Annotated in this window: 11 protein-coding genes and 1 pseudogene; 6 read left to right on the plus strand and 6 right to left on the minus strand. The window is 60.8% G+C overall.

Annotated elements, in window-relative coordinates:
* Positions 1–30: 30 nt before the first annotated feature.
* A complete protein-coding gene (locus UTM25_RS16840; protein ID WP_194399767.1) occupies positions 31–825 on the plus strand; it encodes a helix-turn-helix domain-containing protein in 795 nt (264 codons plus the stop codon).
* On the opposite strand, the gene UTM25_RS16845 is transcribed toward UTM25_RS16840, so the two are convergent.
* Positions 822–1,712: an oxidoreductase gene (locus tag UTM25_RS16845; protein ID WP_194399766.1), complete on the minus strand. Its 891-nt coding sequence runs from the start codon at positions 1,710–1,712 to the stop codon at positions 822–824. The genes UTM25_RS16840 and UTM25_RS16845 overlap by 4 nt on opposite strands.
* 105 nt (positions 1,713–1,817) lie before the next feature.
* Between UTM25_RS16845 and UTM25_RS16850 the strand changes: the two genes are divergently transcribed.
* A complete protein-coding gene (locus UTM25_RS16850; RefSeq protein ID WP_063440685.1) occupies positions 1,818–2,939 on the plus strand; it encodes a YbdK family carboxylate-amine ligase in 1,122 nt (373 codons plus the stop codon).
* On the opposite strand, the gene UTM25_RS16855 is transcribed toward UTM25_RS16850, so the two are convergent.
* The 3 genes from UTM25_RS16855 to UTM25_RS16865 all read right to left on the minus strand — a co-directional run bounded on the left by UTM25_RS16855 (position 2,869) and on the right by UTM25_RS16865 (position 9,912).
* Positions 2,869–6,024 (minus strand): efflux RND transporter permease subunit, encoded by a 3,156-nt coding sequence (locus tag UTM25_RS16855; protein ID WP_320715076.1) that lies wholly within the window; start codon positions 6,022–6,024, stop codon positions 2,869–2,871. The genes UTM25_RS16850 and UTM25_RS16855 overlap by 71 nt on opposite strands.
* Before the next feature lie 9 nt (positions 6,025–6,033).
* Positions 6,034–7,098, minus strand: coding sequence for an efflux RND transporter periplasmic adaptor subunit (locus tag UTM25_RS16860; RefSeq protein WP_194399764.1), 1,065 nt, complete (start codon positions 7,096–7,098; stop codon positions 6,034–6,036).
* Positions 7,099–7,203: 105 nt separating this feature from the next.
* Positions 7,204–9,912 (minus strand): cation-transporting P-type ATPase, encoded by a 2,709-nt coding sequence (locus UTM25_RS16865; RefSeq protein WP_320715078.1) that lies wholly within the window; start codon positions 9,910–9,912, stop codon positions 7,204–7,206.
* 478 nt (positions 9,913–10,390) lie between these two features.
* Here UTM25_RS16865 and UTM25_RS16870 point away from each other — a divergent pair, with 478 nt between their 5' ends.
* Positions 10,391–10,639: a DUF1158 domain-containing protein gene (locus UTM25_RS16870; RefSeq protein WP_194399762.1), complete on the plus strand. Its 249-nt coding sequence runs from the start codon at positions 10,391–10,393 to the stop codon at positions 10,637–10,639.
* A gap of 82 nt (positions 10,640–10,721) precedes the next feature.
* Here the strand turns inward: UTM25_RS16870 and UTM25_RS16875 are convergent, their stop codons facing one another.
* Positions 10,722–11,063, minus strand: a complete 342-nt coding sequence (locus UTM25_RS16875; RefSeq protein ID WP_029741711.1) for a RamA family antibiotic efflux transcriptional regulator — start codon at positions 11,061–11,063, stop codon at positions 10,722–10,724.
* A 32-nt stretch (positions 11,064–11,095) separates the two neighbouring features.
* Positions 11,096–12,199, minus strand: coding sequence for an MBL fold metallo-hydrolase (locus UTM25_RS16880; protein ID WP_194399761.1), 1,104 nt, complete (start codon positions 12,197–12,199; stop codon positions 11,096–11,098).
* 190 nt (positions 12,200–12,389) lie between these two features.
* Between UTM25_RS16880 and UTM25_RS16885 the strand changes: the two genes are divergently transcribed.
* The 3 genes and pseudogenes from UTM25_RS16885 (at position 12,390) to nfsB (ending at position 14,114) form a co-directional block, all read left to right on the plus strand.
* Entirely contained in the window at positions 12,390–12,980 is a 591-nt protein-coding gene (locus tag UTM25_RS16885; protein WP_194399760.1) for a TetR family transcriptional regulator, read from the plus strand.
* A pseudogene (locus UTM25_RS16890) lies at positions 12,970–13,340 on the plus strand (MmcQ/YjbR family DNA-binding protein). Before UTM25_RS16885 ends, UTM25_RS16890 begins: the two are co-directional and overlap by 11 nt.
* 120 nt (positions 13,341–13,460) lie before the next feature.
* Positions 13,461–14,114: an oxygen-insensitive NAD(P)H nitroreductase gene (gene nfsB / locus UTM25_RS16895; protein WP_024906901.1), complete on the plus strand. Its 654-nt coding sequence runs from the start codon at positions 13,461–13,463 to the stop codon at positions 14,112–14,114.
* Positions 14,115–14,133: the final 19 nt, after the last annotated feature.

Genomic DNA, 14,133 nt, shown 5'->3' on the forward strand with positions numbered 1-14,133 from the left:
GTCAAAAAATACCTAAATATTGCCAGAATCGTGAAGCCTCAACCTGCTACTACGCTGTATGACCCTGACTCCACCGCCAGCCCGGCGGTCGCGCGTCATCTGGACTTCGTGGACTACGCTGCGGAAGTGCCGGTGCATACCCACCGCAAGGGGCAGCTGATTATTGCCCGATACGGTGCGGTCAGCTGTTACGCGGAGAATGATATCTGGATTGTGCCGCCGGACTGCGCCGTCTGGATCCCCGGCGGGATCCCGCACAGCGCCAAAGCGACCTGGAACGCGCATCTCAACTATCTGTTTATTGAGCCCGGCGCGGCGGCGCTGCCGGAGAAGTGTTGCACGCTGGCGATCTCGCCGCTGATTAAGGAGCTGGTCGATCGTCTGACGCGCGAAAGCGTGGATTATCCCGCCGACGGCCACGTCGCGAGGCTGACCCGTGTCACGCTGGACGAGCTCGCCAGCATGCCGCAGCAGAAGCTAAGCCTGCCGGTCTCAACCGATCCGAAAATTCGCGCCATGGCGGACGCGCTGGTCAGCCGCCCTGAGGACAGAAGCACCCTGAAGGACTGGGCGAAACGGCTCGCCCTCAGCGAGCGTACATTTGCCCGCCTGATGCAGCGCGAAACCGGGCTGAGCTTCGGGCGATGGCGCCAGCAGCTGCACTTGATTATTGCCCTGCGGGAGCTGGCCAGCGGCGTGCCCGTCCAGAACGTGGCGGCAACGCTCGGGTATGAATCGGTGAATGCGTTTATCACCATGTTCAGAAAAGCGATGGGCAGCACGCCCGCCCACTACTTTGCCGAACGGAAAAACAGCGGCCGTTAGCCCGGCCCCTCGCTCCCTGCCGCCAGCAGCGGTACCACCACGTCGCTGATGGGCACCGCAATACCGTGTTTGCGGCCGTAGCGCTGGATCACGCCGTTGCGGATATCCCACTCCATCGGGCGATCGGCCTGACGGTCGGCCAGGATCGAGGTTCCCAGGTCCTCAGGCGCACGCTGGAAGTTCGCCAGGATCTCCTGGGCCACGTCATCGTCCAGCTTCGCCCCTTCGGCGCGGGCGACGGTAAGCCCCTCGCGCAGGTAGGCCAGCGCAAGCTCGCTGATATCCTCGCGCCTGAACATCCCGGCGCGGCGGTTGGAAAGCACCATCAGCCCGGCGACCGCATTTTGCAGCAGCTTGCGCCAGGCGACGGTGGCGAAATCTGCCGAGAGCTCAACCGCGCAGCGCGTACCGCGAAGCGCCTCCACCACCCGCTGCGCCTGCGGCACGTCCGGCAGGGTCAGGCGCGGTTTGGCGCGCAGCCAGACGGAGGCATCCGGCTCGCGCTGGGCCGGGAACCACACCACCGACGGCAGCACCGTTGCGCCGTTAACCCACGGCTCAAGCTGGGCTTTTTGCTCCACGCCGTTTTGCAGCGCGCAGACCACGGTGTTTTCATCGCACAGCGCGCGCAGCCACCCGGCGCTGTCGGCGTTCTGGGTAGTTTTCACTGCGATGAAAACCAGATCCACCGGCTGCCTGATGACGGCTGAATCGGTCAATACCGGACCGGGCACCACCGTTTCACCCTCGTCATGGCGCAGGCGTAACTCCGCGTGCGCGGTGCGTCCGCACAGCAGCGGCGTGCGGCCAACGTCATGCAGCACCGCGGCGATGGTGGTACCAATTGCGCCAGGCCCAATCAGCGCAATGGTTGGATAGTCAGACATGAATCACTCCCCTTTTGCTAAGCCTGCTATCAGTTATACCACCCTGAGACGAGCGCGCCACACCCGTTGTCTATACTCAACACACAACAGACAACGGAGTGCGCCATGCCTTTACCCGATTTTAAGTCCTCTGAACCCTTCACCCTCGGCATCGAACTCGAACTGCAGGTGGTTAACCCGCCGGGCTACGATCTGAGCCAGGACTCCTCCGCGCTCATCGCCGCCGTCAAAGACGATATCAAAGGCGGCGAGGTCAAACACGACATCACCGAAAGCATGCTCGAAATCGCCACCGGCGTATGCCAGAACATCGACCAGGCGGCGGCGCAGTTCTCGGTGATGCAGCAGAGCATCCTGCGCGCGGCGGCGGAGCAGCATATCCAGATCTGCGGCGGCGGGACGCACCCGTTCCAGAAGTGGCAGCGGCAGGAGGTGTGCGACGACGAGCGCTATAACGTCACGCTGGAGCGCTTTGGCTACCTGATTTTGCAGGCGACGGTGTTCGGCCAGCACGTGCACGTCGGCTGCCGGACCGGGGACGACGCGATTTACCTGCTGCACGGCCTGTCGCGCTTCGTGCCGCACTTTATCGCCCTGGCGGCCGCCTCGCCGTATATGCAGGGCACGGACACGAAGTTCTCCTCGTCGCGGCTCAACATCTTCTCGGGATTTCCGGATAACGGCCAGATGCCGTGGGTCAACAGCTGGCAGGAGTTCGAGGGGCTGTTCCGCCGCCTGAGCTCCACCAGCATGATCGACAGCATTAAGGATCTCCACTGGGACATCCGCCCCAGCCCGCACTTCGGCACCGTCGAGGTGCGGGTGATGGATACGCCGCTGACGCTCGGCCATGCCATTAACATCGCCGGGCTTATCCAGGCGACCTCGCACTGGCTGCTGACCGCGCGGCCCTATAAGCATCAGGAAAAAGATTTTCTGCTGTACCGCTTTAACCGTTTTCAGGCCTGTCGCTACGGGCTGGAAGGGATCCTGACGGACGTGCACACCGGCGAGCACAAAACCGTGGCGGAAGACATTGCGTGGCTGCTGGAGCAGGTTGCGCCGTCGGCCGAGAAGCTCGGCGCGACGAGCGCAGTCAATGAAATTGCCCTGCTGTTAAAGCAGGGCAAGAGCGAGGCGCAGCGCATGCGGGAGTTTATCGCCGACGGCGGCTCGCTGATTTCTCTGGTTCAGAAGCACTGCGAGCTGTGGGCGACGAGTCCGTAAGGCCGTGGCCCCACTCGCGCAGACGCTGGAACAGCACAAAAAGCGCGGGGATAAACACAATCCCCACCACGGTCGCCACCAGCATGCCGCTGAACACCGTGGTGCCGATGATGCGGCGGCTCTGGGCACCCGCCCCGGCCGCCAGCATCATCGGCAATACGCCGATAATGAACGACACGGCGGTCATCATCACCGCGCGGAAGCGGCGCGATGCCCCTTCCCGCGCGGCATCGACAATCGCCATTCCGTCCATGCGCCGCGCGCGGGCGAACTCCACGACCAGCATCGCGTTCTTGGCGGCAAGTGCTATCAATAGCACCAGACCAATCTGCACGTACACGTCGTTGGCGTAGCCCGCCATCCACAGCCAGACCAGCGCCCCGCCGATGGCGAACAGCACCGAGAGCATAACGCTCGCCGGGAGCGTCCAGCTCTCGTACTGGGCAACGAGGAACAGCCACGCCATCACCACCGCTGCCAGCACGATCCACATCGCCTGATTGCCGGTCTGCTGCTCCTGATACGACATGCCGCTCCAGGCGTAGTCGTACCCGGCAGGCAAATTCTCCGCCAGGATCTCGCCCATCGCCGCCATCGCGGTGCTGCTGCTCACCCCTTCCGCCGCCGAGCCGCTCACCGACACGGACGGGAACTGGTTGTACTGCTGCAGGAACGGCGCGCCGACGCTCGGCGTAATGGTGACCAGGTTGCTCAGGCGCACCCGCTCGCCGCTGTTGCTGCGCACGAACAGCTCGCCGATCTGCTCGGCGCGCTCGCGCCACTGCATCTCGTTCTGCATCACCACGTGGTAGACGCGGTTGTTGACGCTGAAATCCCCGGCGCGCGTGCCGCCAAAGGCGGTTTGCAGGCTGCTGAAGATGCGCGACACCGGCACGTCGAGGCGCGCGGCGCGCTCGCGGTCAACGGTCAGCGTCAGCTGCGGCACGTTGCTGCTCCAGGTGGTGAACACGCGGCTCAGCTGCGGATGCTGGTTGGCTTTCGCCAGCACTTCACGCGTCACGCGCTCCAGCTCTGCCGGGCTCTGCCCCGCCTGCGCCTGGATGCGCAGGTCGAATCCGGAGGCGTTGCCCAGCCCCGGCAGCGTCGGCGGTGCGAAGGTCATGATGGTCGCTTCCGGCAGGGCCAGCAGCTGGCGCTGCAGGGTACCCATCACCTCATCCAGCGGCGGACGATCGCTCCAGTCTTTGAGCATGATAGAGATAAACCCGCCGTTCGATGCGCTGGTGCCGTTGAGAATGTTAAATCCGGAGACCTGAATCACGTCTTCCACCGCCGGATTTTTAGCGATGAGTTCGCGAGCCGTGTTCATCACCGCTTCGGTGCGCTCCAGCGAGGCCGCCTCCGGCAGCTGAACGCTGGCAAAGAAGTAGCCCTGATCCTCCTGCGGCAGGAAGCTTTTAGGCATCGACGTAAAGCTGAACGCCACCACGGCCGCCGCGCCTGCGGTGGCCAGCAGCGCCAGCCACGGACGCAGGTTTAAGACCTGCACGAGGCGGGTGTAGAAACCGCGCGTGGCATCCAGCCCGCGGTTAAAGGCGCGATAAACGGCCGCCGGTTTCTCCGGGCGCGGACGCAGGAGCATCGCGCACAGGGCGGGCGTCAGGGTCAGCGCCACGAGGCTTGAGAGCGTCACGGCCGTCGAGAGCGTCACCGCAAACTGGCGGTACAGCTCGCCGACAATCCCCGGCAGGAGCGCTACCGGCACAAACACCGCCAGCAGCACCAGCGTCGTGGCGATGACCGGCCCGGCGATCTGGCGCAGCGCCAGCGCGGTCGCCGCCGTGCGGCTCTGCCCTTCCGCCATCAGCGTTTCGACGCTCTCCACCACCACGATGGCGTCATCCACCACCATGGTCAGCGCCAGAATAATGGCAAACAGGCTGAGCGTGTTGGCGGAGTAGCCGAGCGTGTAGAGCACCGCGAAGGTGCCCACCAGCGACACCGGAATGGCGAGCGCGACAATCAGCGTCGCGCGCCAGCTTTGCAGGAACAGGGACACCACGACCACCACCGCCAGCAGGGTGAGCGCCAGCGAGACGCCGATCTCTTTAATCGTGGCCGCAACAAATGAGGTGGTGTCGAATTTCACCTCGTAGACCAGGTCGTCCGGGAAGCGCGTCGAGAGGCGTTCCAGCTCCGCGCGCACCGCGTCGGCCACGCGCAGGGCGTTGGCGGACGGCGTCGGGTAGATGCCGAGGTAGGCGGAGTCGTGTCCGTTCAGCTGCGCGCCGGAGCTGTAGCTGCGCGAGCCGAGCTCGATGGTGGCCACATCCTTCAGTCGCACCAGCTGGCCCATCTCGCCCGCGCGGATAATGATGTCGGCAAAGTCTTCGGCCTGGCTTAATCGCCCCAGCCCGTTGATGGTCAGGGTCTGCTGCTGGCCGTTAAACACCGGCGGCGTGCCGACCTGGCCTGCCGCCCCCTGCACGTTCTGCTCGCGCAGCGCCTGCGCCACGTCATCTGTGGTGACGTTCAGGGCGTTCATGCGGTCCGGACGCAGCCAGATGCGCATGCTGTAGTCGCGCGCGCCAAACATCTGCACCTGCCCGACGCCCGGCAGGCGAGACAGCGCCTCGCGCACCTGGGTGCTGGCGTAGTTGCTGACGAACAGCGGCGTGTGGGTGTTATTTGGTGAGTAAAGGCTTACCCCCATCATCAGGTTGGTGGCACGCTTGCGCACCTGCACGCCGTTTTGCTGCGCCTCGGTCGGGAGCTGCGCCACGGCCTGCGCCACGCGGTTTTGCACGTCGATGGCGGCGAGGTCCGGATCGGTGCCCGCCGCAAAGGTAATGTTCAGGCTATAGGTGCCTTCGTCCGAGCTGGTGGACTCCATGTAGAGCATATGATCCACGCCGTTCAGCTGGGTCTCCAGCGGCGTGGCTATCGCTTCTGCCACGTCAGCCGAGCTGGCGCCCGGCCAGCTGGCAGAAACATTCACCACCGGCGGCGCGATCTGCGGGTACTGCTCCACCGGGATAATTCTCAGCGCAATGGCCCCCAGCAGGGTGATGACCAGCGCAATCACCATCGCAAAGCGCGGGCGTTTGATGAAAAACGTCAGCATGATGGCTCCTTAATTCAGTATCTGGACAGCAGCGCCGGGCTGCACGCGCTGCGCGCCGTCAGTAATCGCTCGCTCACCGGGCATCACGCCGGATGAAATCCGGAACTGCTGGCCAATCTGTCCGGCAATTTTCAGCGGGCGCATTTCGGCTTTGCCGTCGGGGTTAACCACCCAGGCAAAGAACCCGTCGCCGTTCTGCTGTACCGCGGCGGCGGGCAGGGTCAGCACCGGCTGCTCGCTGGCCGGGCGCAGGGTCACGTTCACGTTGCCGCCGGGCAGGAGCTGATGGCGCGGGTTGGCAAACTCGGCGCGCAGCATCACGCTGGCGGTGCGCGGATCGATGCGGTTGTCCACGGACGTCAGCTCGCCGCTGACGCGCTGGCCGTTGCTGTCAATTAACGCCTGCCAGGCCTGCTTCATGGCGCTGATATCCCCATGCTGTCCGGCTTTGGTGGCAAACGCCCCCTCTTCCAGCGCAAAGGCGATGCGGATCGGATCGAGCTGCACCACCTCCACCAGCACGCCGCTGGCAGGGTTGACCAGGCTGCCGACGTGGAACCGGCTGTGCCCCACGCGACCGTCAATCGGCGAGGTGATGCGGGTGTAGCTCAGGGTGACGCTGCGGGCGTCGAGCCGGGCTTTCGCCTGCTCCAGCGCGGCACTGGCGACGTCCCGCTGCATGCGGGCGTTGTCCACGTCGTGACGGCTGATGGCGTTGCTGCTGCCCAGGCTTTCAAAGCGGGAAAGCTGCTCCTGCGCCTGACGCAGCGTGGCTTCGGCGCTTCTCACCTCGGCCTGCGCCAGGCGCAGGGCGGCGCGCGGCTCGGCGTCGTCCAGTTCAAACAGCAGGTCGCCTTTTTTCACGTACTGCCCGTCGCGGAAGTGGATTTTGGCGATCGCTCCTTCCGTACGCGCGCGCAGCTCAACGGTGTGAATAGCTTCGATGCGGCCAGGGATCTGGCGCTCGGCGGCGTGGGCGGTCTGCTCCACGGTGGCGACGCGAACGGGGATGGCGGCGGCGAATGCGGGTTGCAGGGTGCAGGCGAGAAGTGCGAACAGGAGTGGGAGTTTCATGGGAGTACCTCAGATGTGTTCCCCTCACCCCGGCCCTCTCCCACAGGGAGAGGGCGGTCAGAGTCCCCTCTCCCCGCGGGAGAGGGTTAGGGTGAGGGCAAAAGGTTATGCAGCCTTACGGAACCTGCGGGTCAGTCGCTTCTCGACTTCGACGACGAAGAACATCACGCCCGCCACCGCCAGGGTCACAAACCAGTAGCGCAGCGGCAGCGCTTCGGTGCCGAACAGCATCTGCATAAACGGCAGGTAGATGATCGCCGCCTGGAGCAGGAACAGCACGCCCGTCACCAGCCAGATCCCTTTGTTCGCCAGCAGGCCGCGGTTCAGGGAGAACCCTTCGGTGTTGCGGCAGTTAATCATGTACACCCACTGGGCGCAGACCAGCATCTGCAGCAGCACGGTGCGGATGAACTCCGCGCTGTGGCCGCGCGGGGCCAGCCAGGCTTCCAGCGCAAAGGCGGAGATGGCAATCATGGTGCCGACGAAGGCCACGCGCCACACGGCGTAGGCGTCCATCACGTGCTGCCCGGTCTGGCGCGGCGGACGACGCATGATGTTGCGCTCGGCGGCCTCAAAGGCCAGGCCGAAGGAGAGCGTGGCGGAGGTGGCCATGTTCATCCACAGAATCAGCACCGGCGTCAGCGGAATGATATTCCCCGCCAGCAGCGCAATCACAATCAGCAGCCCCTGCGCGAGGTTGGTCGGCATGATGAACAGGATGGTCTTCTTCAGGTTGTCGTAAACGCGACGCCCCTCTTTCACCGCGCTGGCGATGGTGGCGAAGTTATCGTCCGTCAGGACCATGTCCGCCGCCTCTTTGGTCACTTCCGTGCCCTTGATGCCCATCGCGATGCCGACATCAGCCTGACGCAGCGCCGGGGCATCGTTCACGCCGTCGCCGGTCATGCCGACGATTTCGCCTTTGTCCTGCAGCGCTTTCACCAGGCGCAGCTTATGCTCCGGGCTGGTACGGGCGAAGATGTCATACTTCACCGCCGCTTCCGCCAGCGCGGCGTCGTCCATCTTCTCCAGCTCGTAGCCGGTGACCGCCTGCTCGCTGTTGGTGATCCCCAGCATCTGGCCGATGCTCATCGCCGTCTGCGGGTGATCCCCGGTGATCATCTTCACGCGGATCCCCGCCTGCTGGCAGGCGTTAATCGCATCAATGGCTTCCGGACGCGGCGGATCCATCATCCCGGCGATGCCGAGGAAGATCAGGCCGTGGCTCAGGTCGTCGTGCGTCAGCGTCTGCTCACCGTTAGCCGGCTTGAACGCCGCGGCCACCATGCGCAGCCCCTGACGCGCATAGCGCTCCATCTCGCTTTCCCAGTACGCGCGGTTGAAGGCTTCCGCACCGTTGCGGGTCTGCTGCTCGGCGCACAGGGCGAAAATGACGTCCGGCGCGCCGGTGATCAGGATCTGCTCCTCACCGCCAATCTGATAGTGGGTGCTCATGTACTTGTACTGCGAGTCGAACGGGATCTTGTTAACCAGCGTGGTCATGACCGGCTCAAGGCTGGCCTTCGCCGCCAGCACCTTCAGCGCGCCCTCGGTCGGACCACCGGTGATGCCCCACAGGCCGCGCTCGTCCTGAATCAGCTGGCTGTCGTTACACAGGTCGATGGTGCGCAGGTAGTGCTCCAGCACGGTGCCCGGCTGGATGTGGACCGGCTCATCGCTGCCTTCCAGGTAGATGTTGCCCGCCGGCTCGTAGCTGTTGCCGTCCACGCGGTAGCAGGCGTCAGCGGTGATAATGGCTTTAACCGTCATCTCGTTCATGGTCAGGGTCCCGGTTTTATCCGAGCAGACCACGGTCATCGCACCCAGGGTTTCAACCGTCGGCAGCTTGCGGATAATCGCCCGCTTGCGCGCCATCGCCTGCACGCCCAGGGAGAGGATGATGGAGATAATCGCCGGCAGGCCTTCCGGCACGGAGGCCACCGCCAGGCTAATCAGGGAGAGCAGCAGCTCGCCCATCGGGATCTCGCGGAACGCCAGGCTGAAGACAAACAGCGCGGCCATCATCGCCAGGATAATGGCGAAGATCGCTTTACCCAGCTTGTCCATCTGCACCAGCAGCGGCGTGCGGTGCTTTTCGATGCCCGCCATCATCTGGTTGATGTGGCCAAGCTCCGTATCCTTACCGGTCGCGGTGACCACGCCTACGCCGCCGCCCGCGCTTACGGTCGTCCCGGAAAAGACCATATTGGTGCGATCGCCCAGCGGCAGTTCGCCGCTCAGCAGATTAATATGTTTATCCACCACGGTGGATTCACCGGTCAGAATCGCCTCTTCCACGCGTAAATTATGCGCTTCGATTAAACGCATATCCGCCGGAATACGATCTCCCGCGCGTAATACAATAATATCACCCGGAACTATTTCAGTTGTGGGTAGAGTTTCGTGATTGCCGCTACGAATAACGCGCGCCTCGCTGGAGAGCATATTGCGAATACTCTTCAGGGATTTTTCCGCGTTGCTTTCCTGAATATGGCCAATTAAGGCATTGATTACCGCCACGCCCAGAATAACCAGCGTATCCACCCAGTGGCCCATTACTGCCGTTAATACGGCGGCGGCCAGCAGGACATAAATCAGCACATCATTAAAATGGGCCACAAAACGCAGCCAGGCGGGTTTGCCTTTTTTCTCCGGCAGCGCGTTCGGACCTGATTTTTGCAGACGCGCCTGCGCCTCTGCACGATCCAGACCGCTGGCCTGGCTCTGCGCGTGGGTAAGCGCCTGCTCTACGGTCTGCTGGTATGCCAGCCCGCCGGAAGGCGGCACGTTTGGGGACATTTTTTTTTCGGTCATCGTATTTTTCCTTCAATATCCGGTGAACAGAAGCCTGAATTCCTTTCTGGCTTAAATAAATTCATTTTAAAGTCTTGCGGGTAAAATTGATCTACCGCAATATAATGACTTCTCGGTTATTCAAAACTGATTAAAACTATTTCGATGACCTGATTTTTACAAAATATTTCTAAACCAAATCTAAACGAGGAGGATCCATGTTTGGTATTTATCGCGGACGACGCCTGGCGTTATACATTGTCGCAGCCATTGTTATTGCCACGTTAATTGGTTATAGCACCTATACATTTGTAAAATTATTTTCCTGATAAAGACGTTTATTTACATAACGCGATATTAATATAAATGCCGGGGCGTATTTTGTTATTTATTCGATAAATAATATCTTCGTTTTATTCAATAACGCCTGAATCGCTGATATTGCTTTACGTTACAGGATGCCGGACAATGACATTTTTAACTGACGATTAACATTACGATGAAACACCCGTTAGAATCGATGCTTACGGCAGGCGGCATTTTATTGCTGGCCCTGCTCTCCTGCCTGCTGTTACCCGCGCCGTCGCTGGGTCTGGTGCTGGCGCAGAAGCTGGTTCAGACCTTTCACATGGTCGATCTGAACCAGCTTTACACCATTCTGTTCTGCGTGTGGTTTTTACTGCTGGGTGCCATCGAATTCTTCGTCCTGCGTTTCGTCTGGCGCCGCTGGTTTTCACTGGCGTCGTAAGCCAATAAAAAAGCCGGGTGGCGACTTCGCCTTACCCGGCCGGTGATGGCAATTTTCCAGACCCGCCGGGGCGGAAAACAGCTCAGTGCGCCTGACTGTGGTTCTCCTTGCGGTACGCACCAGGCGGCTGGTTGAACGTCCGGGTAAAGATACGGGTAAACGTCTGCTGCGAGTCAAACCCGTAACGCAGGCAGATGTCGTAGACCCGAGCGTCGGATTCACGCAGATCGCGCGCCGCCAGCAGCAGCTTGCGCTCACGGATATAACGCCCCAGGCTCTCCCCTTTGTACTGCATAAACAACCGCTGCAGGTGCCACTTCGAGTAGCCCGCGTGGCGGGCAATCTCTTCTATGCGTAATGGCTGGTGCAGATTGTCGTCGATCCATTCGACGATAGTGTCGATGACTTGAGCGGAAATGGTCATGCTGCTGTCCCCCTCTGCTTCTCGCTTAAACATTATTCCCACCACGCACGAAAGGTTTGCGTGGCGTCATTCACCCGGACGGGCTCACCCAGCGCCGGCGTCAGTAGCCGATAGTTTTTATCCTTGCTGGCTTTAGCCAGCTGGATCAGCGGATCGTTCCACGTATGTTTCGCCAGCACGAAGCGTCCGTTATGCCCGGGCACCACGGCTTTCGCGTTCAGATCCACCGAGGCCTGCGCCGTTTCCTCCGGGAGCATGTGGATGTACTTCCAGTCCTGGTCGTACTGGCCGTTTTCCATGATGGCGACATCCACCCCATCAAACTGCTCGCCGATGGCCTTAAAGTGCGGGCCGTAGCCGGAGTCCCCGCTGTAATAAACCTTCTGCTCTGGCGTGACGAACATAAAGCTGCCCCACAGGGTTCGATCGCGCTTGATGCCGCGCCCGGAGAAGTGACGCGCCGGCAGAACGTGCACCGTCAGTTCATCGCTGATGCGTACCGACTGGTTCCAGTCGCGCTCGGCAATAATCTCAGGCTTCATTCCCCAGTATCGCAGGTGGGATCCCACGCCCAGCGGCGTCACCACGCGCTTCACCTTCGGCAGTAGCGCCCTGATGGTGGCGTAATCCAGATGATCGTAGTGATCGTGCGAGATAATCAGCAGGTCGATTTCCGGCATGCTTTCAGCGCGCCACGGATACTCCCCGGCAAAGGCTTTATTCAGAAACGAGAACGGCGCGGCATAGTTGCTGAGCACCGGGTCAATCAGAATGCGTTTGCCCGCGAGCTGCAGGTACCACGAGGAGTGGCCGAGCCACACCAGGGTGTCCTGCTCCAGCGGCAGGTTCGCAAGATCGGTTTTCACCAGCGGCAGCGGCTGGGCCGGGCGCGCGTTTTCGGTTTTTTTGGTCAGAAAATCCCACGTCGCGACCAGCATGTTTTTGTCGCCGTTATAGCCCGGCGTTGGCAGCGTATTGTGGAATTTCCCGTCGCGATACTGGGGAGAGGCCTCCACTTCAGTGAGTTGCTCACCCTGCGGCGGCTGGCCGAATCCGGCATTCAGAACAAACGGTAAACTCGCAGCTGAAGCTATGATCATGATTAACACCACGCAGATGAAGAGAGGTTTTTTCATATCCAGACCCGAAAACGCGCCCCATCCGATAGTTTGCGCGGGGTAAACTTGATTATGAGTGAGTAAGCACTCATTATAGATATGATGATAAAGTCGTCAAGACGTTTTCGATCTTTGACATTCCGCGTTGCAGCGTGTCAAAGCACGTGTTTCAATCAGGTTTTTTACAATTGACAGGGGGGAAAATTTAGTGGCACGTCCGAAGAGTGAAGACAAAAAACAGGCCTTACTGGAAGCAGCAACGGCGGCATTTGCTCAGTCAGGTATCGCCGCCTCAACGGCGTTAATCGCCCGTAACGCGGGCGTCGCCGAAGGGACCCTGTTTCGCTACTTTCCCACTAAAGACGATCTGCTGAATGCCCTCTACCTGCACCTGAAGCAGGATCTCTGCCAGACCATGCTGGCGAACCTCGATCGCACCATCACGCTGCCTAAAGAACATACCCGCAATATCTGGAACAGCTACGTGGACTGGGGGATTCGTAACCCCGTTGCTCATGCGGCGATCCGCCAGATTGGCGTCAGTGAAAAGCTGAGCGCCGAAACGGAACAGGCGGTGAAGGAGATGTTCCCGGAGCTGCATGAACTCTGCCGCCGCTCGGTGCGCCCGGTGTTTATGTCAGATGAATTTAAAACGTTTGGCGATGCGCTTTTCTTATCGCTGGCCGAATCCACGATGGAATTTGCCACTCGCGACCCTTCCCGCGCCGTTGATTTTAAAGCGCTCGGTTTTGAAGTGATGTGGCGCGGGCTGGCCCAGGAAGAGAGCGATGGACAGTAAATCCTTGCAGGAGCACGCAATGCGCGTGGCCCTTGAGTTGCCCTTCACCGAACACTGCTGGCCGTTTGGGCCGGAGTTTGATGTGTTTAAAGTGGGCGGAAAGATTTTCATGATCGTCGCGGGGGCGCCCCGGGGCCCCCCCACGTCAGCCTGAAGTCAGACCCGGAGAAATCACTGTTAAATCAGCAGATCTATCGCGGGATAGAGCCGGGCTACCATCTGAGTAAAAAGCACTGGATTTCCCTTTACGGCACTGACGACGTGACGCCGGAACTGGTTACCGACCTCATTAATGATTCCTGGAATCTGGTGGTGGATAAGCTGCCGAAAAAAGACCAGAAGTGGATCCGGCCGGTCTGATTGTTCGTCTGAGACGAACAGATTAAGCGCTCGAATTGCACTTATCTTTTTCCGCGTCCCGCTGTAATCTGCTTTCCTTTCGCGCCCGCGAGCGGGCGAATTTCATCACCAGGAGTTGTTATGGATATCATTTCTGTCGCCCTGAAACGCCACTCTACCAAGGCGTTCGACGCAAGCAAAAAACTGACCGCTGAAGAAGCGGAAAAAATTAAAACCCTGCTGCAGTACAGCCCGTCCAGCACCAACTCCCAGCCGTGGCACTTCATTGTAGCCAGCACCGAGGAAGGAAAAGCGCGCGTGGCAAAATCCGCCGCGGGCACCTATGTGTTCAACGAACGTAAAATGCTGGATGCTTCCCACGTGGTGGTGTTCTGCGCGAAAACCGCGATGGATGACGCCTGGCTGGAGCGCGTCGTGGATCAGGAAGAGGCCGATGGCCGTTTCAACACGCCGGAAGCCAAAGCCGCAAACCATAAGGGCCGCACCTATTTCGCCGACATGCACCGCGTGGATCTGAAAGATGACGACCAGTGGATGGCGAAGCAGGTTTACCTGAACGTCGGAAACTTCCTGCTGGGCGTGGGCGCGATGGGCCTGGACGCGGTACCGATTGAAGGTTTCGACGCCGCGATCCTCGACGAAGAATTTGGCCTGAAAGAGAAAGGCTTTACCAGCCTGGTGGTGGTACCGGTTGGGCACCACAGCGTGGAAGATTTCAACGCCACGCTGCCGAAGTCTCGCCTGCCGCTGAGCACGATTGTGACCGAGTGCTAAACAAAACGGGCCGCTCTGT

Source organism: Enterobacter sp. 61D5, from assembly GCF_034107965.1.
Classification (GTDB): domain Bacteria; phylum Pseudomonadota; class Gammaproteobacteria; order Enterobacterales; family Enterobacteriaceae; genus Enterobacter; species Enterobacter cloacae_M.